This is a genomic window from Kocuria sp. CPCC 205258 (assembly GCF_040981005.1).
Taxonomy (GTDB): Bacteria; Actinomycetota; Actinomycetes; order Actinomycetales; family Micrococcaceae; genus Kocuria; species Kocuria rosea.
This window is the reverse complement of sequence record NZ_JAVKPS010000003.1, coordinates 223503-247269: the sequence shown is the minus strand read 5'-3', so window position 1 is coordinate 247269 and position 23767 is coordinate 223503. Positions and strand designations below refer to the sequence as shown.

Genomic DNA, 23767 nt, shown 5'->3' with positions numbered 1-23767 from the left:
GAGCCATGCCCCCTGTGTCCGTCCACCACCCGGACCGGCGCCACGCCACCCCGGCCCAGCCACCGACCGCCGCCCTCGACGTGCTCCACGCGGAGGACGAGGGCTACCACAAGGGGCTCAAGCCCCGGCAGATCCAGATGATCGCGATCGGCGGCGCCATCGGCACCGGCCTGTTCATGGGCGCCGGCGGGCGGCTGGCCAGCGCCGGGCCCGCCCTCGTGCTCGTCTACGCGGTCTGCGGCTTCTTCGCGTTCCTCATCCTGCGCGCCCTGGGTGAGCTCGTCGTGCGCCGCCCGTCCTCGGGCTCCTTCGTCTCCTACGCCCGGGAGTTCTACGGCGAGAAGGCTGCCTTCTTCACCGGCTGGCTGTACTGGCTCAACTGGGCCATGACCGCGATCGTGGACATCACCGCCGTGGCGCTGTACATGAAGTTCTTCGCCCGGTACTGGGCTCCCATCGGGGACGTCCCCCAGTGGCAGTACGCCCTGGCCGCCCTGCTGCTCGTCCTCGGGCTGAACCTCGTCTCGGTCAAGGTCTTCGGCGAGCTCGAGTTCTGGTTCGCCCTCATCAAGGTGGCCGCGCTCTCCGCCTTCCTGGTGGTCGGGATCTGGCTGGTGCTCTTCGGCACCCCGGCCGACGGCCAGGAGGTGGGCCTGTCCCTCATCGGCCAGAACGGCGGGCTCCTGCCCAACGGTCTGCTGCCGGCGGTCGTCGTGATCCAGGGCGTGGTCTTCGCCTACGCGTCCATCGAGCTGATCGGCACCGCGGCCGGTGAGACGGAGCACCCCGAGAAGGTCATGCCGCGCGCCGTGAACACGGTGATCGTGCGCATCGCGGTCTTCTACGTCGGGTCGCTGACCCTGCTGTCCCTGCTCCTGCCCTACACCGCCTACCAGGCGGGGGAGAGCCCGTTCGTGACGTTCTTCGGCTCCATCGGCGTGGCCGGCATGGACACCGTGATGAACCTCGTGGTGCTCACCGCGGCCCTGTCCTCGCTCAACGCCGGGCTCTACTCCACGGGCCGGATCCTGCGCTCGATGTCCCTGGCCGGATCGGCCCCCCGCTTCGCGGGCCGGATGAACCGGGCCGGCGTCCCGTACGGCGGCATCGTGCTGACGGCGGCGGTGGCCGTCCTGGGCGTGGTGCTCAACGCCCTGGTGCCGGCCCAGGCCTTCGAGATCGTGCTGAACCTCGCCTCTGTCGGCATCATCAGCGCCTGGGCGATGATCATGCTCTGCCATCTCCGGCTCGTCTCCTGGTCCCGGCAGGGCAGGGCGGAGCGCCCCGGCTTCCGGCTCCCCGGCGCGCCCTTCACCGGCTGGCTGACCCTGGCGTTCCTCGTGAGCGTCGTCGTGCTGATGGCCTTCGACTCCCCGATCGGGACCTGGACCGTCGCCTCCCTGCTGCTGCTCGTGCCGCTGCTGGTCCTCGGCTGGTACCGGTGCCGGGACCGGGTGCACGCGATCGCCGCGGCCCACGCCGCCGTCGCTCGGACCGCCCCGGCGGCCACCGCGGAGACGGGGCCGCCCGTCCGGTAGGGCCCCGCCCCGGGGGGCGCGGCACCCGCGCCCCCGGCTCACGGACGTCCGGACCCCCGGCTCGCCTCCGCCCGGCCGGCGGCGATCTGGGCGGCCCAGCGCACCCGGAAGGGCCGCCGATCCGGGTCCGTCGGCCCCGGCGGCTCGACGACCGGCTCCGCGGCCCCGGTGTCCGTCCCGGCGGTCTGCCGCCGGGGCCGAGGGGAGGCGTGGCGTCGGGCGGCCGCCACCGCCTCTGCCCGGCGCTGCTCGGCCTCCGCCGCGGCGCGCTGGTCCGGCGAGCGCATCGGGGTGCCGTCCTGGTGGGTCCAGGTGCGCAGGCGGGCGGCGAACCAGGCCCCGGGGTTCTCGATGCCGGTGACCGAGTCGTGGGTGTAGCGCACGCCCTGCGGGGTCCAGTCCAGGGCGTGCAGGACGTCGGCGATGGTCCACCCGGCCTCGAAGTGCGGCCCGGCCACGGCCACGACGTAGGCGGTGGTGATCCGGCGCAGCACCAGCGCGTGGTGCTGGAGCTCCAGTCCGGCCCGCCGGAGCACCAGCTGCCAGTCCCGCCGGGTCGGCGCCGTCGTCGGCCGCACTGCCGCGTGGGCCGGCCAGAGCGGAGCTGTCCGCCGGCCAAGGGCGGCCTTGACCTCCCGCCGCTGCGCGTCGGCTCCGGCAGTGGGCCGGGGCGCGGCGGGAGCCCTCGAGGAAGGCGCCGCGCGCGCGTGCGGGGGAGGGCCCGACCCCTCCGGGGGAACCGGGTCGACGTCGCGATCCACTGGCGTTGCCTCCTCTGCGGACTCGTCGGTGGTGTTCTCCGGACCCGGGGCCGGCCCGTGGGCAGGAAGCCCGGGGCGCTTCAGCCCGCACCGGACTGGACGACCAGCAGCATCGTGCCCTCGGGATCACGGACGTAGGCGACGGTCTCGCCCCACGGCATGGCCTTCGCATCGACAGGCACGGCCGCACCGGCCCGGCGGGCGGCGTCGAGGACGGCCGGAAGGTCCTCGACGTAGACGCACAGGTCCACCGCGTGGCCGGTCGCGGGCAGCGGGGTGTCGCCGTACAGCGCCGCCGTGGTGCCGACGCCCAGGCCCAGCTGACCGTCTCCCACGCGCAGGACGAGGAAGGCCGGCTCTCCCGTCCCGGGGAACCGGTACGTCTGCACGGCGTGGAACACCTCTTCGTAGAAGGCCCCGGTGCCGACCAGATCCGCACAGTTGACGATGGGGAACAGCTCGTGCCCGGTCATGGTCCGACAGTACGGGATGTGCTCTACTCGGTCGCATGAGCGGTGACTCCCTGCCCGAGGTCCCCACGGCCGACGACTTCCGCGCACTGGCGCGCAGCTCGCCGTGGCGGTTCACCACCGTGCACTTCACCCACCGGCGGCAGCGGGACGCCGGGAGCACTCCGGACGGCGAACCGGTCGAGGCCTGGCTCGACCGGCGCCTCGGCCGTGTGGTCGTCCGCTCCTCCGGGGGTGTCGAGGTCGCCGAAGGGCCGCCCTACGGTGCGGCGGTGAGCCTGATGACCTGCGACGACGACGACGCGGGCGCCGTTCCGTCACCGCCGTCGCCGGAGCCGGAGGTGGTGCTGCGCCCCGATGGTCTGGTCGCCCGGCGTCCGGAGGACTGGCACTTCGACCACGGTGATCCGATGTGGCAGGACTACCGGTGGACGGCCATGCTCGACCCGGCCGAGCTGAGCCGGGGAGTGTACGTCAGCGAGGTCGTCACCACGACGCTGCGGGGCCGCCTCACCTGGTCGGCCGCCTGCCGGCCGCTGCTCGGTGCCGGCGAGGACCGGGAGAACGGCTACACCCCGCGGTGCGGGTGCTGTCCGCTGCTGGACAGCCCCGCCGCCCGGATCCACGAGTACGGCCGCGAGGACCCGACCCTCACCAGCGGCGACCTCGCCACGGTCTACTGCGTGCACCTCGACGTGCAGACGGGCATCGTCGTGGACATCACCCCGCTGGACGGCCTCGACGGTACAAGCCTCAGCAACGAGCTCCACGCCGTCGACGCACCGCTGGACCCTCCACCGCAGAGGCCTGAGCAGCCGGGCCGCCGCCCGCGGGCGTCAGGAGCACCGGCATGACCCACCCCTCCCTCGCACACCCCCTGCGGGGCAGGACTGCCCTGGTCACCGGGGTGTCCCGCCGCCGCGGCATCGGGTACGCGGTGGCCGTCGAGCTCGCCGCCCTGGGCGCGAGCGTGTTCGTCCACCACTACAGCCCCCACGACGCGGACCAGCCCTGGGGCGGCGACGACCTGGACGCCGTGCGCGCCGGAATCCGGGCCGCCCTCCAGGACGGCGCGGTCACGGGCGACGTCTCCGCGGACCTGCGGGACGCGGACGCCGTCGAGGACCTCGTGGACCGGGCCTGCGCCCTGACCGGGCGGCTGGACATCCTCGTCTGCAACCACGCCCGCAGCGGCGGGACGGGTCCATCGTGGACATGACCGCCGAGACCCTGGACGCGTTCTGGGACACCAACACCCGCTCCACCTTGCTGCTCACCCGGCACTTCGCCCATCGGCACGCCGCGACGACGGCGGGATCCGCGCCCGCTCGGCCGGGTGACCGGACCAGGCGGACCCGGCCCGTCGACGAGACGGGGGCGGGCCGGGTGTTCTGGATGACCTCGGGTCAGGGCCAGGGGCCGATGCGGGGCGAGGTCGCCTACGCCGCCAGCAAGGCCGCGCTGGCCGGGGTGACGCCCACGGTGGCCGCGGAGCTGCTCGAGCTCGGCATCGTCCTGAACACGATCAACCCGGGGCCGGTCAACACCGGCTACCTCGACCCCGGGACCGCCGACCGGTCCCTGGCGGAGCTCGAGGCGTGGCGGCAGGCCACTCCGTTCGGCCGCTGGGGGCGGCCGGCCGATCCGGCGCGGCTGATCGGCTGGCTGGCCACCGACCAGGGCGTGTGGGTCGCGGGCCAGGTCCTCACCACCGACGGAGGCCTGGGCCTGACCTGAGGGCACGGCGCGGCCGCGGTCCTCGACCCTCCGGTCACCGCCGCGAGGCGCGCCGGCCCAGGAGCCAACCGGCGCAGAAGGCCCACAGGACGAGCCCGGCCACCACACCGGCCCACCCCGCCGTGGCCTCCGGGGTCACCAGGGTCATGGCCGGGAACGCCGCGTCGCCCGGCGAGGCTTCCGCGAACCACCCGAACGACGCCTCCGCCGGGTGGAGCAGCACCAGCAGCGCCCCGCCGAGCACCAGGAGACCGCCGAGACACGCCAGGACCACCCACCAGGGCGGCATCCGGCGAGGCGGAACGGACGGAGGGACGGCGGGGCCGGCGGCGTTCATGGTCCGACCCTACGGCCGGTGCGCCGCCCGTCGACAGCACCCCGCGGCGACACCGTGTCGTGCGTCGTCGTCGCCCGTCCCCCCTGCGGCCTGGGGGGACGCGCGGACCGCCCGCCCCAGGCGCACCCGGGTGCCCGCCGCCGCCGGGGCGCAGACCATAGGATGGAGCGCATGTCCAGACCCCACGTGCGCCTGCTCGGCCAAGGCATCCGGTACCTGACCACCCTGCGCGGCGGAGGCTCCGCCTTCCCCGGCCTCGTGATGGAGCGGCTGCACCCCGGGTTCGTTGCCGAGGAGCTCGCGAAGCTGCCGCACGGCGTGGTGCTCATCAGCGGCACCAACGGCAAGACGACCACCACCAAGATGGCCGTCCAGCTGCTGCGCTCGCAGGGCTACAGGGTCTTCACCAACCGCACCGGCTCCAACTTCGTGCGCGGCGTGGCCGCCGCCCTGCTCGGGGAGATGAGCCTCACGGGCCGCCTCGACGCGGACGTCGCCGTGCTCGAGCTCGACGAGGCGCACGCCGTGCACTTCGTCAAGCAGGTCAAGCCCCGCCACGCGCTGCTGCTCAACGTCATGCGCGACCAGCTCGACCGCTTCGGCGAGATCGACACCACCCGGCGGATGCTCGCCCAGATCGCCGCGGCCACCACGGGCACCGTGGTCCTCAACCGGGAGGACCCCCGGATCGTGTCCCTCGCCGAGCACGTCCCCGAGGGCACGCAGACCCGCTGGTTCGGGCTGTCCGCCCCGCTGCGGCCCATGTTCCCCTCCGACGACGACATGCGCTCGGCCGGCGGACCCGACGCCGAGGCCGACCACGAGGCGGAGCTGGCGCCCCGGCCGGCCGCCGACGTGGAGCTGACGTCCTTCGAGGCGAACCGGGTCCGGCTCACGGTGGGCGGGGAGGCCGTCGAGACCACCGTGGAGCTCTACGGCGTCTACAACATGTACAACGCGGCGGCCGCGCTCGCGCTGGCGCTCGCCGTGGCCGGTCCCGACGCGGACCGCGCCGCGCTGGTGGACGAGCTCTCCCGCGTCACCCCCGCCTTCGGCCGCGGGGAGACCATCACCGTGGACGGCCGGCCGCTGCAGCTGCTGCTCGTGAAGAACCCCGCCGGGTTCCGCCTCTCGCTGGCCTCGGCGCGGCCGGGCGACTACGCCACGATGATCGCCATCAACGACGAGTACGCCGACGGCCGCGACGTCTCCTGGCTGTGGGACGTGGACTTCCACTCCCTGCGCTCCGGCGGCGTGGACACGGTGTCCGGCACCCGGGCGTGGGACATGGCCCTGCGCCTGGACTACGACGAGGTCGCGGTGCGCGAGGTGGTCCCGGGCCTCGGCGACGCCCTGCGGCGCTTCGTCGCCGGGGCCGGGGACCGGCCGATGCGCGTCTTCTGCACCTACACGTCCATGCTCGAGCTGCGCCGGGAGCTGTCCCGCGTGGCCGAGGTCGCCGAGATCTGAGCGGAGCCCCCGTGACCGACCGCACCGTCCACCTCGTCCAGCTCTACCCCCGGGACATGAACATCTACGGGGACTGGGGCAACACCCTCACCCTCAAGCGCCGCCTGGAGAAGTACGGCTACGCCGTGCGGCTGAGCGACCACAACCCCGGGGACCCGTTCCCGCCCGACGCCGACCTGCTGGTGGGCGGCGGCGGCCAGGACTCGGGTCAGTTCCGGGTCCAGGAGGACCTGCAGCGGATCGCCCCCGAGCTGCGGGCCATGGCCGCCGACGGCGTGCCGATGCTCGCGATCTGCGGCCTCTACCAGCTCTTCGGCCACGAGTTCCGCACCGGCGCCGGCGAGACGCTGCCCGGCATCGGCATCCTCGACCTGACCACGGTGGGTGGGCCCACGCGCCTGATCGGCAACATCGTGCTGGAGTCCCCGGAGTTCGGGACCGTCGTCGGCTACGAGAACCACTCCGGGGTCACCCGGCTCGGCCCGGACCAGACGCCGCTGGGACGGGTGCTCAAGGGCGCGGGCAACAACGGCGAGGACGGCACCGAGGGCGCCCGCGTGCACCACGTGGTGGGCTCCTACCTGCACGGTTCGATGCTGCCCAAGAACCCCGCCGTGGCCGACCACCTCATCCGCGCCGCCGTGGAGCGCCGGCTCGGCGTCTTCGACGCCGCACCGCTGGACGACACCCTGGCCGAGCGGGCCCGGGAGGTCGCGCAGGCCCGGCCCCGCTAGGGCCCCGGCCGGGGCGGCGCGCACCCGGTAGAATGGACCGGGACTTCTCCGGCCCGTCCCGGCCACCGCCGGGGCGGGCCGTGCCGGGACGACGCACGACGCGTCCCGGCCGACCGCGAACGACTTCCCGAGGAGGGACGCATGTCAGGACACTCCAAGTGGGCCACGACCAAGCACAAGAAGGCCGCGATCGACGCCAAGCGGGCGAAGGCCTTCGCCAAGTACATCAAGGGCATCGAGGTGGCCGCGCGCATGGGCGGGCCCGACACCGCGGGCAACCCGGCGCTCGACCTCGCCGTGTCCAAGGCCAAGAAGAACTCGGTGCCGGTCGCAAACATCGACCGCGCCGTCAAGCGCGGCGCCGGCCTGACCGGTGAGGTCGTCGACTACACCGAGATCCTCTACGAGGCCCGCGGCCCCCAGGGCACGGCGCTGTACATCGAGTGCCTCACCGACAACAAGAACCGCGCCGCCTCCGAGGTGCGCGTGGCCGTGACCCGCAACGGCGGCACCATGGCCGACTCCGGCTCCGTGGCGTTCCTCTTCGAGCGCAAGGGCGTGGTGGAGGTCACCCGCACCGAGGGGCTGACCGAGGACGACGTCCTCATGGCCGTCCTGGACGCCGGCGCCGACGAGGTCGTGGAGCAGGAGGACGTCTTCGAGGTCGTCTCCGAGGCCACCGACCTGCCCGCGATCCGCGCGGCCCTCGAAGAGGCCGGGCTCGAGTACAACAACGACGACCCGCAGTTCCGCCCGAGCATGCTCGTGGAGCTCGACGCCGAGGGCGCCCGGAAGTTCCTGCGTCTCGTCGACGCCGTCGAGGAGCTCGACGACGTGCAGAACGTCTACGCCAACGCGGACATCCCCGCCGAGGTCCTGGCCCAGCTCGACTCCGAGGACTGACCACGGCCACGCAGCGGATCCTCGGGGTGGACCCCGGACTGACGCGGTGCGGGTTCGGCCTGATCGACATGGCCGGCAACCGCACCGCGTCCTTCGTCGACGTCGGGGTGGCCGGCACGGACGCCGCCGACCCGCTCGACGTGCGCGTGCTGCGGATCTGGGAGGCCACCGAGCGGTGGATCGAGCGCTACCGGCCCGACGCCCTCGCCCTGGAGCGGGTGTTCGCCCAGACCAACGTGAACACGGTCATCGGCACGGCCCACGCCTCCGGCGCCGTGATCGCCTCGGCCGCCCGCCACGGCGTGCCGGTGGCCTGGCACACCCCGTCCGAGGTCAAGGCCGCGGTGACGGGGGAGGGGCGGGCCGACAAGGCGTCCGTGGCCCGCATGGTGGTGCGCATCCTCCGGCTCGACGAGGCGCCCCGGCCCGCCGACGCGGCCGACGCCCTGGCCATCGCCATCTGCCACGGCTGGCGCGGCGGCGGCACGGGCGTGGACGCCACCGCCCGGACCGAGACGCACCAGGGCGCCCGCCCCCTGGCCGCCGCCCGCTCCGGCATGACCCCCGCCCAGCGGGCCTGGGCCGAGGCGGAGCACCGCGCCAAGCGGGGCGGGCGCCGCTGAGTCGGCGCCCACTGCTAGAGTGGTCGTCATTCGTAGATCTGTTCGATCGACCGTGCACGGCCCCCGCCGGGCACGGGAAGGAGTTGCGCGGTGATCGCGTCCATCACGGGACAGGTCGAGCACGTCGGCCTCACCACCGCCGTCGTGGCGGTGGGCGGGTTCGGCGTCCAGGTCCAGGCGACGCCGGAGACCCTGTCCGGCCTGCGGATCGGCGGGGAGGTCCGGCTCGACACGGCGTACGTGGCGCGCAAGGACGAGTCCCCGCTGCTCTTCGGCTTCCGCAGCCCCGCCGAGCGCGAGGTCTTCGAGATCATGCTCGGCGTCAGCGGCGTGGGCCCCCGCACGGCGCTGGCGGTGCTCTCCGTGCTCGGCCCGGACGCCGTCCACCGCGCCATCGCGCAGGGGGACGCCAAGGCGTTCACCACCGTCCCCGGCATCGGCCCCAAGGGCGCCCGCCGGATCGTGCTGGAGCTGGCCGACAAGCTCATCGTCCCGGACCGTCCCGCCCAGCCGGCCGCCGCCGCTCCGATGGAGCCGTGGCGGGAGCAGGTGCTCGAGGCCCTCGTGGGCCTGGGCTGGAACGAGAAGGACGCCGCCCGGGGCATCGCCGACGCCCTCTCCGGCCGGGAGGAGCTCGCCGCCTCCGGTGACGTGCCCGCGATCCTGCGCACCGTGCTCGGGTGGCTCGGTGCGGCCAAGGCCGGGCCCCGGGTCCCGGCGGAGCGAGGGGCCTGAGCGTGGCCCGCGACGACGGCGCCGCCGTGAACTCCCGGGACCGGCTGGTCTCGGGGGAGGACGAGCCCGACGAGAAGCAGCTCGAGTCGGCGCTGCGGCCCGCGAACCTCGACGAGTTCGTGGGGCAGAAGCGGGTGCGCCAGCAGCTGTCCCTGGTGCTCGAGGCCTCGCGGCTGCGGGGCCGCTCCGCCGACCACGTCCTGCTCTCCGGTCCTCCCGGGCTGGGCAAGACGACCCTGGCCATGATCATCGCCGAGGAGATGGGCGCGCCCCTGCGGATCTCCTCCGGCCCGGCCATCCAGCACGCCGGCGACCTCGCCGCGATCCTGTCCTCCCTGACCGAGGGGGAGGTGCTGTTCCTCGACGAGATCCACCGCATGTCCCGGCCCGCCGAGGAGATGCTCTACATGGCCATGGAGGACTTCCGGGTGGACATCGTGGTGGGCAAGGGCGCCGGCGCCACCTCCATCCCGCTGGACCTGCCTCCGTTCACCCTGGTGGGCGCCACCACGCGGGCCGGCCTGCTGCCGGGCCCGCTGCGCGACCGCTTCGGCTTCACCGGCCACCTCGAGTTCTACTCCGTGGAGGAGCTCGAGCTCGTGCTGCGCCGCTCCGCCGGTCTCATGGACCTCGCGATGACCGCGGAGGGCTTCGCCGAGGTCGCCTCCCGCTCCCGGGGCACCCCGCGCATCGCCAACCGGCTGCTGCGCCGGGTGCGGGACTGGGCGCTGGTGCACGGCATCCAGCGGATCGACGCCCGCACCTCCTCCGCGGCCCTCGACATGTACGAGGTGGACACCCGCGGCCTCGACCGGCTGGACCGCTCGGTGCTCGAGGCGCTCGTGACGAAGTTCGGCGGCGGGCCGGTGGGCCTGTCCACCCTGGCGATCGCCGTGGGGGAGGAGACCGAGACGGTCGAGACCGTGGCCGAGCCCTACCTGGTCCGCGAGGGCCTGCTGGGCCGGACCCCCCGGGGCCGGATCGCGATGGCCGCCGCCTGGGACCACCTGGGCCTGCGCCCGCCCGAGCACGCCGCGTTCAAGGACCCCGGGCTGCGGGCCGCCTTCGGCGGGACGGCCGCGGCCCCGGCCGCCGAGGACGTCCCGCCGCTGTTCGAGGACTGAGCGCGGCCGCAGACCCGGGGCCGCCTCCCGGGTGCCGTCCAGGACGCTGACGGGCCGGATCACCTACCATGGTGAGGACACCCACCACCGATCGAACGGAAGTCCGTGAGCCCGCTCCTCCTCGCCCAGTCCCTCCCCGCCCAGGCCGCCCAGCCCACGGGAGGCGGCACCGCCTGGCTGCTGCCCCTGATGCTCGTGGCCATGGTGCTCCTGCTCTGGCTGCCCATGCGCCGACAGAAGAAGGCCGTGGCCCAGGTGAAGGAGAAGCAGGCGGCCATGGGCCCCGGCACCCAGGTCATGACGAACTACGGCCTCTACGGCACCGTGCGCTCGATCGACCGGGACACCAACAAGGTCGTCCTCGAGATCGCCCCGGGCACCGCCGTGACCGTGCACCTGCAGACCGTCACCACGGTCGTCGAGGACGAGGCGGCCCCCGCCGCCGAGGCCGAGGCGGCGCCGTCGGTGGTCGAGCCCGACGCCCCCGGCGCGGGATCGACCCCGGTCGAACCCCTCGACGACGACGCCCGGCGCGAGCCCGGGCAGCGCAACGACTGACCCCCCCACACGGGACGACGGGCCGACCACTGGTCGGCCCGTTCCCATGCACAGGCCCGGCCCCACCGGGCCGTCGTTCTTAAGGAAGACCATGGCACTGACCACACGCAAGACCCCCGGTGACCCGGGGCCCGCCGCCCCGGACGGCCCGTCCGGGCGGGGTGGCTCGACCGCGCCGGCGCGCTCGGGGATGCGGGCCGCCCTCTCGACCGCCCGGCGGTCCCTGATCGGGCTGGCCGTGCTGCTCGCCCTGCTGGCCGGGCTCCTGGCCTGGGGCGCGGGCACCGACCGCACCGGCTGGGGCCCCAAGCTGGCCCTGGACCTGGAGGGCGGGACGCAGATGATCCTCTCCCCGTCCCTGCAGGGGGAGGACGCCGGCCAGGAGATCACCGCCGAGCAGCTGGACCAGGCCGTCGAGATCATCCGCCAGCGCGTCGACGGCTCGGGCGTGGCGGAGGCGGAGATCGCCACCCAGTCCGGCAACAACATCGTGGTCTCCATGCCCGGCGTGCCCTCCGCCCAGACCCGCGAGCTCATCCAGACCTCGGCGCAGATGAACTTCCGCCCCGTGCTCACCACCGCCGCGGCGGAGCCGGTGCCCGAGGACCAGCGCGTCGCCGAGGACGAGGTGCCCGAGCCCACGGCCGAGCCCACCGACGCCTCCGACCCGAACTGGATCACCCCGGACCTGTTCCGGGAGTTCGAGGAGGCCGACTGCACCGTGCCGCAGTCCCCCGAGGAGCGGGAGGCCCAGGACGCCGACGCCCCGACCATCGCCTGCGAGCCCGAGACCGGCACCAAGTACCTCCTGGGCCCGGTCGAGATCCAGGGCACCGGGATCGAGGACGCGTCCTACGGGACGGCGCAGAACTCCACCGGGGTCTCCCTGAACCAGTTCGCCGTGAACCTGCAGTTCGGCCCCGAGGCCACGGACACCTTCCGGGAGCTCTCCGAGCGGCTCTACGGCATCGGCAGCGCCACGCCCGGCGACCCCCGCAGCCAGTTCGCGATCCTGCTCGACGGCCAGGTGGTCTCCGCCCCCTCGATGAACGCCGTGATCTCCGACGGCCAGGCCCAGATCACGGGTCAGTTCACGGAGGAGCAGGCGCAGTTCCTGGCCGAGCAGCTCAAGTACGGCGCGCTGCCCATGAGCTTCGACATCCAGTCCGAGCAGCAGATCTCCGCGACCCTGGGCGCCGACCAGCTGCGGATGGGCATCATCGCCGGGATCATCGGCCTGGTGCTCGTGTGCGTGTACTCGCTCTTCCAGTACCGGCTGCTGGGACTGGTGACCATCAGCTCGCTCGTGGTCGCGGGCGTGCTCACCTGGCTGGCGATCACGCTGCTGGGCTGGTCCGCGAACTACCGGCTGTCCCTGGCCGGCGTGGCGGGCCTGATCGTGGCGATCGGCCAGACCGCCGACTCGTTCATCGTCTACTTCGAGCGCATCCGCGACGAGATCCGCAGCGGCCGCTCCATCCCCGCGGCGGTCGACCACGGCTGGCAGCGCGCCCGCCAGACCGTGCTCGCGTCCAAGGCCGTGAACCTGCTGGCCGCGGCGGTGCTGTACTTCGTGGCCGTGGGCAACGTGCGCGGCTTCGCCTTCACCCTCGGGCTGACCGCGATCGCCGACCTCATCGTCGTCTTCCTGTTCACGCACCCGGTGATGGTCATGCTCGCCCGCACCCGCTACTTCGGCGGCGGCGGGAAGCACTCGGGGCTCAGCCCCGAGGCCCTCGACGCGGTGCCCCTGTACCGGGGCGCCGGACGGCTGCGCGAGCCCTCGGCGGAGCACGACGGGCTGACCATCGCGGAGCGGCGCCGGCGCGCGGGACGGACCGCGCCGCAGGACCCCCCGTCCGCGCCGGCACCGGACGGCGCGCCGGTCGGCGCGCCGTCGTCCGCCGCCCGCACCCCCGAGGAGAACGCCTGATGTCCCGGTTCGCAGATTTCGGCAACGCCCTGCACAGCGGGCGGACCTCCTACCCCTTCGTGGGCCGGGCCAAGCGGTGGCTCGCGATCGTGGGCGTCCTCGTGCTGCTCTCCCTGCTCGTGCCCGTCGCCAAGGGCGGCTTCAACCTCGGCATCGACTTCACCGGCGGGTCCGAGTTCACCGTGTCCGCCGTGGCCGATCCGGACATCGAGACCGGCCAGCAGGCCGTCGCCGATTCCTCGGACGCCGCGGAGGTCGAGGTCACCAACATCGCCCCGGAGACCGTCCGGGTGCGCACCGAGCAGCTCGACGACGACCAGACGCTCGCCGTCAAGGACGCCCTGGTCGAGGCCTACGGCGTGAGCGAGCAGGAGGTCACCTCCAACTTCGTGGGGCCCACCTGGGGCGCCGGCGTCACCAGCCAGGCCCTGCAGGGCCTGGTGGTCTTCGTGGTCCTGGCCACCGCCCTGATGGCCCTGTACTTCCGCACCTGGAAGATGTCCGTCTCGGCGGTCGCCGGCATGCTCGCCTCGGTGGCGATCACCGCCGGGATCTACTCGCTCGTGGGCTTCGAGGTCACCCCCTCGGCGGTGATCGGCTTCCTCACGGTGCTCAGCTACTCGCTCTACGACTCCGTGGTGGTCTTCGACAAGGTCCGGGAGAACACCGAGGGCCTGCTCGACGGCACGGCCCCGCCGGAGCGGGCCGGACGGAAGTACTCCGACCAGGTGAACCTCGCCGTCAACCAGACGCTCGTGCGCTCGATCAACACCTCCGTGGTCGGCATCCTGCCGGTGGGCTCGATCCTGTTCATCGGCTGGCTCGTCCTGGGCGCGGGCACCCTCAAGGACCTGTCCCTGTCCCTGTTCGTCGGGATCATCGTGGGCACCGCCGCCACCCTGTTCGTGGCCGCGCCCCTGTACGCGCTGCTGCGCCGCGGGGAGCCCGCCATCCAGGAGCAGGAGGCCCGTGCGGGGGCGTCCGCCGAGCGTGCCGCCGAGGAGGCGCTCGCGCACTAGACTGTAGCCACCGTAGGGCGGGCCGTGCAGGTGCGGGCCGCCATAGCAGCACACGTCGGACCCGGACCGGGGACGAGGACAGGGGCGGCGGCCGCACGGCCGCCGCCCCGCGTGCATCGATTGGGAAGGAAGTCCCGGCCATGAGCTCGTCCGACGACGGGGCCGTCCCCACGGGCCAGAGCGCCGCACCGACCCCGCCGCGCCGCTCGGACATGGCCGGCACCCACTACGTGGTGCCCGCCTCCCGGCCGATGCTGGGGCGGGCCGTGTTCCCGGGCCGCAGCGACCGCACCCGGTCGAGCCTGTCCTACCTCTCCGGCCGGCCCATGGACCACTCGCCGATCCTCGAGCCGCTGCTGCACACCGTGCGCGCCACCCACCCCGAGGAGGACCTCGAGGTCCTCCAGCGCGCCTTCAAGGTCGCCGAGAAGTGCCACGAGGGCCAGAAGCGCAAGAGCGGCGACCCCTACATCACCCACCCCGTGGCCGTGACCACGATCCTCGCGGAGCTCGGCATGACGGGCGCCACCCTGGTGGCCGCCCTGCTCCACGACACGGTCGAGGACACGGACTACACCCTGGACCAGCTGCGCGCCGAGTTCGGCGACGAGGTCGCCGCCCTCGTGGACGGCGTGACGAAGCTGGACAAGGTCCAGTACGGGGACGCCGCGCAGGCCGAGACCGTGCGCAAGATGATCGTGGCGATGGCCAAGGACATCCGCGTGCTCGTCATCAAGCTCGCCGACCGCCTGCACAACGCCCGCACCTGGCGCTTCGTCTCCCAGACCTCCTCCTCGAAGAAGGCCCGCGAGACCCTCGAGATCTTCGCCCCGCTGGCCCACCGGCTCGGGATGAACACCATCAAGTGGGAGCTCGAGGACCTCGCCTTCGCGGCGCTCTACCCCAAGGTCTACGAGGAGATCGTGCGGATGGTGGGGGAGCGCCAGCCCCAGCGCGAGCGGTCGCTGGCCAAGATCCGTGAGCGGATCGCCCTGGACCTCTCCGAGGCCGGCATCGAGGCGACCATCACCGGCCGCCCCAAGCACTACTACTCGATCTACCAGAAGATGATCGTGCGCGGGAAGGACTTCGACGAGATCCAGGACCTGCAGGCGGTCCGGGTCCTGGTGAACACGGTGCGCGAGTGCTACGCGGCGCTGGGCGCCCTGCACGCGCGGTGGCGGCCGCTGCCGGGGCGGTTCAAGGACTACATCGCCATGCCCAAGTTCAACATGTACCAGTCCCTGCACACCACGGTGATCGGCCCGGACGGGCGCCCCGTGGAGATCCAGATCCGCACCCACGAGATGCACCGCCGCGCCGAGTACGGCGTGGCCGCGCACTGGAAGTACAAGGACCAGGCCAACCAGGCGAACTCCGCGACCCCGAAGGCCATGGAGGGGGACCTCGCCTGGCTGAGCTCGCTCGTGTCCTGGCAGGAGGAGACCCAGGACTCCTCCGAGTTCCTCGACTCCCTGCGCTACCAGATCAACACGTCCGAGGTGTACGTCTTCACCCCCAAGGGCGAGGTCATGGCCCTGCCCGCCGGCTCGACGCCTGTGGACTTCGCCTACGCCGTGCACACCGAGGTGGGGCACAAGACCATCGGGGCCCGGGTCAACGGCAAGCTCGTGCCGCTGTCCTCGGAGCTCCAGCACGGGGACTGGGTGGAGGTGCTCACCTCCAAGTCCGAGCACGCAGGACCGTCCCAGGACTGGCTGAAGTTCGTGCAGTCCCCGCGGGCGCGCAACAAGATCCGCCAGTGGTTCTCCAAGGAGCGCCGCGAGGAGGCCATCGAGAAGGGCAAGGACGCCCTCACCCGGGCCCTGCGCAAGCACCACCTGCCCCTGCAGCGCACGCTCACCCAGGAGTCCCTGCTCGCGGTGGCGCAGGACTTCCACCGCACCGACATCAGCTCCCTCTACGAGGCGATCGGCTCCGACGTGGTCAGCGCCCAGGACGTGGTCGCGAAGATCGTGGGCGACCTCGGCGGGGCCGACGGCGCGGAGGAGGACTTCGCGGAGACCACCATCGCCACCCAGCCGGTGCGCCCGCGCGTGTCCGACTCCGGGGTGACGGTCCAGGGCGCCTCGGACGTCTACGTCAAGCTGGCCCGCTGCTGCACCCCGGTGCCGCCGGACGAGATCATGGGCTTCGTCACCCGCGGCGCCGGGATCTCCGTGCACCGCAAGGACTGCGCCAACATGCTCGCCCTCACCTCCACCGAGCGGGTGGTCGAGGTCGAGTGGGCGCCCACCCAGTCCAGCGTGTTCCTGGTCGAGATCCAGGTGGAGGCCCTGGACCGCAGGTCCCTGCTCTCGGACGTCACCCGGGTGCTCTCCGAGAACCACGTCAACATCCTCTCCGCGTCCGTGCACACCTCGAAGTCGCGGCTGGCGATCTCCCGCTTCGCCTTCGAGATGGGCGACCCGCGCTACCTGGACCACGTGCTCAACCAGGTCCGCCGGATCGACGGGGTCTACGACGTCTACCGCACCTCGGGCAACCGCCCCATCTCGGAGCCGTCCGGCCGGTGAGCCGCCCGGCCGCCCCCGTCAGCGCAGGGGGCGGCCGACGGCCCGGGCGGCGCGGCGGACCCGCAGCAGCGCCGCTTGCCGGCCGGGCATCCGCTCGAAGCTCTCGAGCGCGGCCTGCACCAGCGGGGGTGGGCAGTGCAGGTGCGGGGCGTGCATGAGCTTCTCCAGGGCCGCGGTCCCCTCCCGCCCGGGCACGTGCAGGGCCAGGTCCACCGCGGTGCGCAGCGGCGTGGTGACGTGCACCGGCCCGGCGTCGTGGACGTCGTAGCCGCCCAGCGTGACCTGGTGCAGCGCCAGGCCCTCCGGCACGGGGGACATCGTGGTGCGGCGCAGCTTGTCCAGCAGCACCGGCAGGATGCTGGGGCGCCCGGCGCAGTCGTAGAACCACGCGGCGGAGAGCCGCCCGAGCACCCCGCGCCGCAGCAGGTGCGGCGGCAGCTGCGCCTCGAGCGCCGCGACCTTCACCGCCCGGGTCACGGGGCGCCCGCGCAGCACGTGCGCCTCCAGCACCACGGGCACGAGCACCCCGTCCGTGACGAGGGCCGAGAGCTCGGCGCGCGAGAACGGCCGTGCGGGCAGGTACAGGGTGTCGGGGTGCCAGGGCGGGGCGTCCATGGGCCCACTCTCGTCCACGGCCGCGGCACGGGAAAGGCCCCGCGGCGCGCTGTGGACAGCGCGGCCGCGGGGCCCTCCGGGGCGTCCCCGGTCAGCGCAGGTCGGCCGCCGAACGGCGCAGCGTCTCGAGCCACTGGCGGCTGGTGGCGAGCTCGCCCTCCAGCTTGGCCGCGCGCTTGGTGTCCCCGGTGGCCTGCGCCCGGGCCAGCGCGTCCTCCTGGTCCTCGATCTTCGACTCGAGCTGGGTGAGCATCGAGTTGGACCGTGCCTTCGTCTCCGGGTTGGAGCGCTGCCACTTCTCGTCCTCGACCTGGCGCACGGCGTCCTCCACGGTGCGCAGCTCGGCCTCGACCCGGCGCATGTGGGCGCGCGGGACCTTCCCCGCCTGCTCCCACCGGTCCAGGATGTCGCCCAGGGCGCGCTTGGCGGCCTTGAGGTCCGTGACCGGCAGCAGCGCCTTCGCCTCGGCGAGCAGCTGCTCCTTCACGGCGAGGTTGCCCTCGAACTCCTCGTCGATCCGGTCGTTGTCGGCCTTGCGCGCCGCGAAGAAGGTGTCCTGGGCGGCGCGGAACCGCGCCCACAGGGCGTCGTCGTCCTTCTTGGAGGCACGCTTGGACTCCTTCCACCGGTCCATCAGACGGCGGTACTCCGCGGCCGTGGCGCCCCAGTCGGTGGAGCCGGACAGGGCCTCCGCCTCGGCGATGAGGGCCTCCTTGGCCTTCTTCGCCTCGGAGTTGTCGGCGTCCAGCTGCGAGAAGAACGCACGGCGGTGCCGGTCGAACGTGGTGCGCGCCGTGCGGAACCGCTTCCACAGGGCGTCCTCCGCGGCCCGGCCCAGGCGGATGCCGGACTTCTGGTGGGTCTTCCACTGGTCGAAGAGCTCCGCCATCCGGGCCGAGGACTGCTTCCACTGCGTGCGCTGCGGGTCCTGGGCGGCGATCTGCTCCGCCTCCGCCACGATCGCCTCCCGCGCCGCGACGTTCTGGGCGCGCTGCGCCTCGTGGGCGGCCCGCTCGGCGGCCTCGAGCTCCCGGATCGCCGGGCGCAGGGCCTCCAGCCGGGACTCGAGGGCCTTGACGTCCCCGAGCATCTTGCGCTGGCCGACCTGCTCGGCGAGGTGGTCCACGGTGCTCTGCATGTCGGCCGAGGGCGCGCCCGCGGCCACGCGCTGCTCGAGCAGCGCCACCTGCGCCTCGACGTCGTCGAACTTCCGGGCGAAGTAGCCCAGCGCCTCGTCCTCGGTCGCGTCCGGGAACTGGCCGCAGAGGACCTCCTCGCCGTCGACGACCACGTAGACGTGCCCGTCCTCCGTGACCCGCCCGAAGGCGCGGGCGCGGGCCACGGACTCCGGGGAGGCGAGGGCCGGCGCCGCCGCCGACGGGGCCGCGGCCGGGGTCGCCGCCGGGGCCGCGGACGGCGGGACCGCCGCGGGCGTGGGCGCCGGGCCAGGCGAGGCCTGCGCCGGCGCCGCGGGGGCGCCCGGCCGGGGGACCCCCGGCTTCGGCACGGGTCCCGGGGCGGGGACGGGGCGGGGCGTGGGCTGGTCGTCGGATTCGAGACGTTCTGTCACCGCTGGAACTCTTTCGCTCTCGCCGGGCGCCGACCCCGGGAGCGTGCCCCGCGTCGTCGCCCGGCTTCGGACAATCGTCCTCCCCATACTACCGAGGCCGCCTGCTCCGGCCGCCGGGCGCTCCCCGGTGCCCCGCGCCGCGCCCGGCGGGGCTCGGGACGGGGGCAGGGCGCGGAGACGGGTCCAGGGCCGAACCGGGGCCGGTCCGGGCGGGGCTTTGGGCCGGGCGCGCGGGGATCCCTAGGATGAGTGCGGAACCGTCGGGCCCGTCCGGGCCGGCCGTCCACCCGTCCCGCCGCCGATCCACCCGAGGAGCACGTCCCCATGGCCCGCAAGACCTCCCTGTCCGGTTTCCCCGAATGGCTTCCGGAGGAGCGTCTGGTCGAGCTGCACGTCCTCGACGTCCTGCGGGAGAGCTTCGAGCTGCACGGCTTCTCCTCGATCGAGACCCGCGCCGTCGAGACGGTCGGCCAGCTGCTGCGCAAGGGCGAGATCGACAAGGAGGTCTACGTTGTCTCCCGGCTGCAGGAGGACGAGGACGCCGCCCCCGCCGAGCGCGGTGACGACCAGCTGGCGCTGCACTTCGACCTCACCGTGCCCTTCGCCCGGTACGTGGTGGAGAACGGCGGGCACCTCGCCTTCCCGTTCCGCCGCTACCAGATCCAGAAGGTGTGGCGCGGCGAGCGCCCCCAGGAGGGCCGGGCCCGCGAGTTCACCCAGGCGGACATCGACGTGGTGGGCGACGGCGCGCTGCCGTTCCGCTACGACGTGGAGCTCGCGCTCGTGATGATCGACGCCCTGTCCCGGCTGCCCATCCCGCCGTTCGTGCTGCGCGTGAACAACCGCAAGCTCGCCGAGGGGTTCTACCAGGGCATCGGGCTGCAGGACACCGCCGGGGTGCTGCGCAACATCGACAAGCTCGAGAAGATCGGCCCCGAGCGGGTCGCGCAGGCCCTGTGCGACGAGGTCGGCGCCACCCCCGAACAGGCGCAGGCCGCCCTGCAGCTGGCGGCGATCCGCACCGAGGACACCTCCTTCGTGGAGCAGGTCCGCGCACTGGGGGTGAACACCCAGCTGCTCGAGGAGGGGTTGGGCGAGCTCGCCGAGGTGGTGGGGGAGGCCTCCCGGCGCGCCCCCGGCACGGTGGTCGCCGACCTCTCGATCGCCCGCGGCCTCGACTACTACACCGGCACCGTCTACGAGACCGTGCTGGTGGGCCACGAGCAGCTGGGCTCCGTGTGCTCGGGCGGGCGCTACGAGTCCCTCGCGTCCACCGGCAAGAAGATTTACCCCGGCGTGGGCCTGTCCGTGGGCGTCACCCGGCTGGTCACCCGCATGCTGTCCCAGGGGATGGCCGCGCCCTCCCGCAAGGTCCCCACCGCGGTGCTGATCTCCCTGGTGGACGAGGAGTCCTGGTCCCCGGCCCAGGACGTGGCCCAACAGCTGCGCGGGCGCGGCATCGCGTGCGAGGTCTCGGCGAGCGCGGCGAAGTTCGGCAAGCAGATCAAGTACGCCGAGCGCCGCGGCATCCCCTACGTGTGGTTCACGGTCCGCGGCGAGGACGGCTCGCTCGCCCACGAGGTCAAGGACATCCGCTCCGGCGAGCAGGGCTCCGCCGACCCGGCCTCCTGGTCCCCGCCGGCCGAGGACCTGCGCCCGGTCGTGCGCGCCGCGGGCTCCTGACCGGCGCGGGGGAGGTCAGGGCCGCCGGGCCAGAACCAGGGCGCGTCCGGCCAGGCCCACGGCGAAGACCCCGAGCATCGTGACCACGGACTGCCACGGCAGCGTGAACGCCAGCACCAGGCAGCCGGCCAGGCCGAGCGCGTTGACCGCCCGCGGCGCCCACCCCGGGCGCTGCCGGAGAGTGAGCGCGGAGAGGTTCGCCAGCGCGTAGTAGACGAGCACGCCGAAGCTCGAGAAGCCGATGACCGTGCGGACGTCGCCGACCAGCACGAGCACCACCACGAGCCCGGCCACGGCCAGCTCCGCCGCCCAGGGCACCCGGTGGCGCTGCGACACCGCGCCCAGCGGCCCCGGGAGGTCTCGCTCGCGGGCCATGGCCAGGGCCGTGCGCGAGATCCCGGCGACCAGCGCCAGCAGCGCCCCCAGCGTGGCCAGGGCGGCGGCGGCGGTGACGACGACGGCGCCCGCGGTCGTCGGCCCCGCCGCCCAGCCGGCCTCGCGCACCACCGTCAGGAGCGGGGCGGCCGACGCCGCGAGCCGGTCGACGCCGAGGATGCGCAGCAGCCCGAGGCCGAGCAGCCCGTAGAGGAGCAGCGTGAACGCCAGCGCCCCCAGCACTGCCCGGGGGATGGTGCGGGCCGGGTCCCGGACCTCCTCGCCCATGGTGGCCACCCGGGCGTAGCCGGCGAAGGCGAAGAACAGGGTGCCCGCCGCCGGCAGCACGCCCCAGCCGGTCCCGTCCCACCCGGGGCCGACCCCCGCAGGGGCCCCGCCCGCGGCGGGGCCGCTGCCCGAGAACAGCAGCACGACCACGGCCAGCAGGATCACCAGCACCGGGGCGACCAGCAGCCTCGTCAGCCGGGCGGTGCGGGTGACTCCGCCCAAGTTCACCGCCGTGAGACCGAGGACGGCGGCCACGGCGAGCAGCCGAGCCCCGGCGTCGTCGGCCCCCGTGAGCTCCGCGGCGTAGAGCCCGAACGTCAGCGCCATCGCCGCTGCGGAGGCGGTCTTGCCGGTCACGAAGCCCCAGCCGGCCACGAAGCCCGGCCACGGGCCCAGCTGCCGGTTCGCGTACACGTAGGTGCCGCCGGAGGCGGGGTGGACGGCGGCCAGCTGGGCGGTGGAGGTGGCGTTGCACCAGGCGACCACCGCGGCCAGCAGCAGCGCCAGCGGCAGCCACGGGCCGGCGAACCCCGCGGCCGGGGCGAAGGCCACGAACACCCCGGCGCCGACCATCGAGCCCACCCCGATCACCGTCGCGTCGAGGGTGCCCAGGCGGCGGGCGAGGGCCGGGTGGCCGGGGGAGGTGCTCATGGTCGTCCTGTTGTCGTCCCGGCGGCGGAGGCCCGGGCTGTAAACTCGTGCACGGAACGAGAGTAGGGGTCCCCGGTGAATCCTGGGGAAACGCGCCGCGGGCGCGGCCCCGTCCGCACCTCCCGAACAACGAAGGGTTTTTCAGTGCTGCGCACCCACAACCTCGGCGCCCTGCGCGCCGAGCACATCGGAGAGACCGTCACGCTGGCCGGCTGGGTCGGCCGGCGCCGCGACCACGGAGGGGTGGCCTTCCTGGACCTGCGCGACGCCTCGGGGGTCGCCCAGATCGTGGTGCGCGACGAGGCGGACTTCCACCACCTGCGCAACGAGTTCGTCCTGCAGGTCACCGGCACCGTGGAGCGCCGCCCCGAGGGCAACGAGAACCCGGCGCTGGCCACCGGCGAGGTCGAGGTCATGTCCGAGACCGTGACCGTGCTCAACACCGCCGCCGCGCTGCCCTTCCAGATCGACGAGCACGTGGAGGTCGGCGAGGACGCCCGCCTGCGGCACCGCTACCTGGACCTGCGCCGTCCGGAGCCGGCCCGCATCATGCGCCTGCGCTCCGACGCCAACCGGGTGGCCCGCGAGATGCTCCACCAGGACGGGTTCACCGAGGTGGAGACGCCCACGCTGACCCGCTCCACCCCCGAGGGCGCCCGCGACTTCGTGGTCCCGGCCCGCCTGGCCCCGGGCTCCTGGTACGCCCTGCCGCAGTCCCCGCAGCTGTTCAAGCAGCTGCTGCAGGTCGGCGGGATCGAGAAGTACTACCAGATCGCCCGCTGCTACCGGGACGAGGACTTCCGCGCCGACCGCCAGCCCGAGTTCACCCAGCTCGACATCGAAGCCTCCTTCGTGGAGCAGGACGACGTCATCGCCCTCGGCGAGCGGATCGTGGCCGCGCTGTGGAAGCTCATCGACGTGGAGATCCCCACGCCCATCCGCCGGATGACCTACGCCGAGGCGATGGCCAAGTACGGCTCCGACAAGCCGGACCTGCGCTTCGGCCTCGAGCTCACCGAGCTGACCGAGTACTTCCAGGACACCACCTTCCGCGTGTTCAAGGCCCCCTACGTGGGCGCCGTGGTCATGCCCGGCGGGGCGTCCCAGCCTCGCCGCACCCTGGACGCGTGGCAGGAGTGGGCCAAGCAGCGCGGGGCCAAGGGCCTGGCCTACGTGCTCGTCGGCGAGGACGGCACCCTGACGGGACCGGTGGCCAAGAACATCACCGAGGCCGAGCGCGAGGGCCTCGCCGCCGCGACCGGCGCGCAGCCCGGGGACTGCATCTTCTTCGCCGCCGGCGAGAAGAAGTCCTCCCGCGCGCTGCTCGGCGCGGCCCGCGTGGAGATCGGCCACCGCACCGGGCTGATCGACGAGGACGCCTGGGCGTTCGTGTGGATCGTGGACGCGCCCCTGTTCGAGTCCGCGGCCGAGGCCGTCGAGTCCGGGGACGTCGCCGTGGGCGCGGGCCAGTGGACCGCGGTGCACCACGCGTTCACCTCGCCCAAGCCCGAGTTCCTGGACACCTTCGACCAGGACCCCGAGCACGCCCTGGCCTACGCCTACGACATCGTGTGCAACGGCAACGAGATCGGCGGCGGCTCGATCCGCATCCACCAGCAGGACGTGCAGCGGCGGGTCTTCGAGGTCATGGGCATCGGCCGGGAGGAGGCCGACGAGAAGTTCGGGTTCCTGCTCGAGGGCTTCAAGTACGGCGCGCCCCCGCACGGCGGCATCGCCTTCGGCTGGGACCGCGTGGTCGCCCTGCTGGCCGGGACCGACTCCATCCGCGAGGTCATCGCGTTCCCGAAGACCGGCAACGGCTTCGACCCGCTGACCGCCGCCCCGGCGCCGATCACCGCTCAGCAGCGCCGGGAGGCCGGGGTGGACGCCAGGCCGGGGGCGAAGCAGGACGAGGACCTGAAGGCCGAGAAGGCGGCCGCGCACTAGGCCAGGGCCCCATCGGGCCGGGTCCGCCCGCTCCGGGCGGACCCGGCCCGATGTGCTTTCGGTGCGCCGGTGCTCGGTCCGGCAGCAGCACGGCGGTGCCGAGCCCCGCCGCAGGCCGATCCAGCCTGCGCCCACCGCGATCGTCGTCGGGACGGATCC

22 protein-coding genes are annotated in these 23767 nt (G+C 73.6%); 16 read left to right on the top strand and 6 right to left on the bottom strand.

The genetic code is table 11. From position 1 onward, the window contains the following. Positions 1-5: 5 nt before the first annotated feature. Positions 6-1538, top strand: a complete 1533-nt coding sequence (locus tag RF644_RS07040) for an amino acid permease (RefSeq protein WP_368795976.1) — start codon at positions 6-8, stop codon at positions 1536-1538. A 38-nt stretch (positions 1539-1576) separates the two neighbouring features. Here RF644_RS07040 and RF644_RS07035 read toward each other — a convergent pair whose 3' ends face one another. Both RF644_RS07035 and RF644_RS07030 read right to left on the bottom strand, forming a co-directional pair. Next, a complete protein-coding gene (locus tag RF644_RS07035) occupies positions 1577-2116 on the bottom strand; it encodes a hypothetical protein (RefSeq protein WP_368795975.1) in 540 nt (179 codons plus the stop codon). A 263-nt stretch (positions 2117-2379) separates the two neighbouring features. After that, a complete protein-coding gene (locus RF644_RS07030) occupies positions 2380-2772 on the bottom strand; it encodes a VOC family protein (RefSeq protein ID WP_368795974.1) in 393 nt (130 codons plus the stop codon). Positions 2773-2807: 35 nt separating this feature from the next. Between RF644_RS07030 and RF644_RS07025 the strand changes: the two genes are divergently transcribed. The 3 genes from RF644_RS07025 to RF644_RS07015 are packed head-to-tail and all read left to right on the top strand — an operon-like array spanning position 2808 to position 4506. Further along, complete coding sequence (locus RF644_RS07025; protein WP_368795973.1) at positions 2808-3623, top strand: hypothetical protein; 816 nt, start codon at positions 2808-2810, stop codon at positions 3621-3623. Further along, positions 3620-3988: an SDR family NAD(P)-dependent oxidoreductase gene (locus RF644_RS07020; RefSeq protein WP_368795972.1), complete on the top strand. Its 369-nt coding sequence runs from the start codon at positions 3620-3622 to the stop codon at positions 3986-3988. The genes RF644_RS07025 and RF644_RS07020 overlap by 4 nt, the downstream gene beginning before the upstream one ends. Then, positions 3985-4506 carry an SDR family oxidoreductase gene (locus RF644_RS07015; RefSeq protein ID WP_368795971.1) on the top strand — a complete coding sequence of 174 codons (522 nt, stop codon included), beginning with the start codon at positions 3985-3987 and terminating at the stop codon, positions 4504-4506. Before RF644_RS07020 ends, RF644_RS07015 begins: the two co-directional genes overlap by 4 nt. 34 nt (positions 4507-4540) lie before the next feature. Here RF644_RS07015 and RF644_RS07010 read toward each other — a convergent pair whose 3' ends face one another. Beyond that, a complete protein-coding gene (locus tag RF644_RS07010) occupies positions 4541-4843 on the bottom strand; it encodes a hypothetical protein (protein WP_126350178.1) in 303 nt (100 codons plus the stop codon). 162 nt (positions 4844-5005) lie between these two features. Here RF644_RS07010 and RF644_RS07005 point away from each other — a divergent pair, with 162 nt between their 5' ends. From RF644_RS07005 to RF644_RS06960, 10 genes are all read left to right on the top strand, one after another. After that, positions 5006-6313 carry a MurT ligase domain-containing protein gene (locus tag RF644_RS07005; RefSeq protein ID WP_368795970.1) on the top strand — a complete coding sequence of 436 codons (1308 nt, stop codon included), beginning with the start codon at positions 5006-5008 and terminating at the stop codon, positions 6311-6313. Positions 6314-6324: 11 nt separating this feature from the next. Continuing rightward, the gene (locus RF644_RS07000) at positions 6325-7047 is read left to right on the top strand and encodes a glutamine amidotransferase (protein ID WP_336649448.1); all 723 of its coding nucleotides are present in this window, start codon (positions 6325-6327) and stop codon (positions 7045-7047) included. 141 nt (positions 7048-7188) lie between these two features. Next, a complete protein-coding gene (locus RF644_RS06995) occupies positions 7189-7950 on the top strand; it encodes a YebC/PmpR family DNA-binding transcriptional regulator (RefSeq protein WP_368795969.1) in 762 nt (253 codons plus the stop codon). 26 nt (positions 7951-7976) lie between these two features. Further along, positions 7977-8573 carry a crossover junction endodeoxyribonuclease RuvC gene (gene ruvC / locus RF644_RS06990; protein WP_232035300.1) on the top strand — a complete coding sequence of 199 codons (597 nt, stop codon included), beginning with the start codon at positions 7977-7979 and terminating at the stop codon, positions 8571-8573. 90 nt (positions 8574-8663) lie between these two features. Then, the gene (gene ruvA / locus RF644_RS06985) at positions 8664-9308 is read left to right on the top strand and encodes a Holliday junction branch migration protein RuvA (protein WP_017832261.1); all 645 of its coding nucleotides are present in this window, start codon (positions 8664-8666) and stop codon (positions 9306-9308) included. Between the two features lie 2 nt (positions 9309-9310). Further along, entirely contained in the window at positions 9311-10432 is a 1122-nt protein-coding gene (gene ruvB / locus RF644_RS06980; protein WP_052133035.1) for a Holliday junction branch migration DNA helicase RuvB, read from the top strand. A 105-nt stretch (positions 10433-10537) separates the two neighbouring features. Then, on the top strand, positions 10538-10990 hold the full coding sequence (gene yajC / locus RF644_RS06975; protein ID WP_368795968.1) for a preprotein translocase subunit YajC: 453 nt from the start codon (positions 10538-10540) through the stop codon (positions 10988-10990). Between the two features lie 190 nt (positions 10991-11180). After that, a complete protein-coding gene (secD, locus tag RF644_RS06970; RefSeq protein WP_368796168.1) occupies positions 11181-12923 on the top strand; it encodes a protein translocase subunit SecD in 1743 nt (580 codons plus the stop codon). After that, entirely contained in the window at positions 12923-13942 is a 1020-nt protein-coding gene (gene secF, locus RF644_RS06965) for a protein translocase subunit SecF (RefSeq protein WP_165979688.1), read from the top strand. The genes secD and secF overlap by 1 nt, the downstream gene beginning before the upstream one ends. 251 nt (positions 13943-14193) lie before the next feature. Further along, entirely contained in the window at positions 14194-16479 is a 2286-nt protein-coding gene (locus tag RF644_RS06960) for a bifunctional (p)ppGpp synthetase/guanosine-3',5'-bis(diphosphate) 3'-pyrophosphohydrolase (RefSeq protein ID WP_368796167.1), read from the top strand. An 18-nt stretch (positions 16480-16497) separates the two neighbouring features. On the opposite strand, the gene RF644_RS06955 is transcribed toward RF644_RS06960, so the two are convergent. Then, positions 16498-17094, bottom strand: coding sequence for a type IV toxin-antitoxin system AbiEi family antitoxin (locus RF644_RS06955; RefSeq protein WP_368795967.1), 597 nt, complete (start codon positions 17092-17094; stop codon positions 16498-16500). Between the two features lie 91 nt (positions 17095-17185). Then, entirely contained in the window at positions 17186-18601 is a 1416-nt protein-coding gene (locus RF644_RS06950) for a DUF349 domain-containing protein (protein ID WP_368796166.1), read from the bottom strand. A gap of 387 nt (positions 18602-18988) precedes the next feature. Here RF644_RS06950 and hisS point away from each other — a divergent pair, with 387 nt between their 5' ends. Further along, complete coding sequence (gene hisS / locus RF644_RS06945) at positions 18989-20347, top strand: histidine--tRNA ligase (RefSeq protein WP_368795966.1); 1359 nt, start codon at positions 18989-18991, stop codon at positions 20345-20347. Between the two features lie 15 nt (positions 20348-20362). Here the strand turns inward: hisS and RF644_RS06940 are convergent, their stop codons facing one another. Further along, on the bottom strand, positions 20363-21661 hold the full coding sequence (locus tag RF644_RS06940; protein WP_368795965.1) for an APC family permease: 1299 nt from the start codon (positions 21659-21661) through the stop codon (positions 20363-20365). A 144-nt stretch (positions 21662-21805) separates the two neighbouring features. Between RF644_RS06940 and aspS the strand changes: the two genes are divergently transcribed. Further along, positions 21806-23608: an aspartate--tRNA ligase gene (aspS, locus tag RF644_RS06935; RefSeq protein ID WP_368795964.1), complete on the top strand. Its 1803-nt coding sequence runs from the start codon at positions 21806-21808 to the stop codon at positions 23606-23608. Positions 23609-23767 lie beyond the last annotated feature (159 nt).

Bases quoted from the DNA above. Each gene is read 5' to 3' on its own strand.
- RF644_RS06960 (WP_368796167.1), top strand. From the start codon at position 14,194: ATGCTGGGGCGGGCCGTGTTCCCGGGCCGCAGCGACCGCACCCGGTCG.
- RF644_RS07020 (WP_368795972.1), top strand. From the start codon at position 3,620: ATGACCCACCCCTCCCTCGCACACCCCCTGCGGGGCAGGACTGCCCTG.
- RF644_RS07015 (WP_368795971.1), top strand. From the start codon at position 3,985: ATGACCGCCGAGACCCTGGACGCGTTCTGGGACACCAACACCCGCTCC.
- RF644_RS07030 (WP_368795974.1), bottom strand. From the start codon at position 2,772: ATGACCGGGCACGAGCTGTTCCCCATCGTCAACTGTGCGGATCTGGTC.
- hisS (WP_368795966.1), top strand. From the start codon at position 18,989: ATGGCCCGCAAGACCTCCCTGTCCGGTTTCCCCGAATGGCTTCCGGAG.
- RF644_RS07010 (WP_126350178.1), bottom strand. From the start codon at position 4,843: ATGAACGCCGCCGGCCCCGCCGTCCCTCCGTCCGTTCCGCCTCGCCGG.
- RF644_RS07040 (WP_368795976.1), top strand. From the start codon at position 6: ATGCCCCCTGTGTCCGTCCACCACCCGGACCGGCGCCACGCCACCCCG.
- RF644_RS06995 (WP_368795969.1), top strand. From the start codon at position 7,189: ATGTCAGGACACTCCAAGTGGGCCACGACCAAGCACAAGAAGGCCGCG.
- RF644_RS06940 (WP_368795965.1), bottom strand. From the start codon at position 21,661: ATGAGCACCTCCCCCGGCCACCCGGCCCTCGCCCGCCGCCTGGGCACC.
- RF644_RS07005 (WP_368795970.1), top strand. From the start codon at position 5,006: ATGGAGCGCATGTCCAGACCCCACGTGCGCCTGCTCGGCCAAGGCATC.
- RF644_RS07025 (WP_368795973.1), top strand. From the start codon at position 2,808: ATGAGCGGTGACTCCCTGCCCGAGGTCCCCACGGCCGACGACTTCCGC.
- secD (WP_368796168.1), top strand. From the start codon at position 11,181: ATGCGGGCCGCCCTCTCGACCGCCCGGCGGTCCCTGATCGGGCTGGCC.
- secF (WP_165979688.1), top strand. From the start codon at position 12,923: ATGTCCCGGTTCGCAGATTTCGGCAACGCCCTGCACAGCGGGCGGACC.
- RF644_RS06955 (WP_368795967.1), bottom strand. From the start codon at position 17,094: ATGGACGCCCCGCCCTGGCACCCCGACACCCTGTACCTGCCCGCACGG.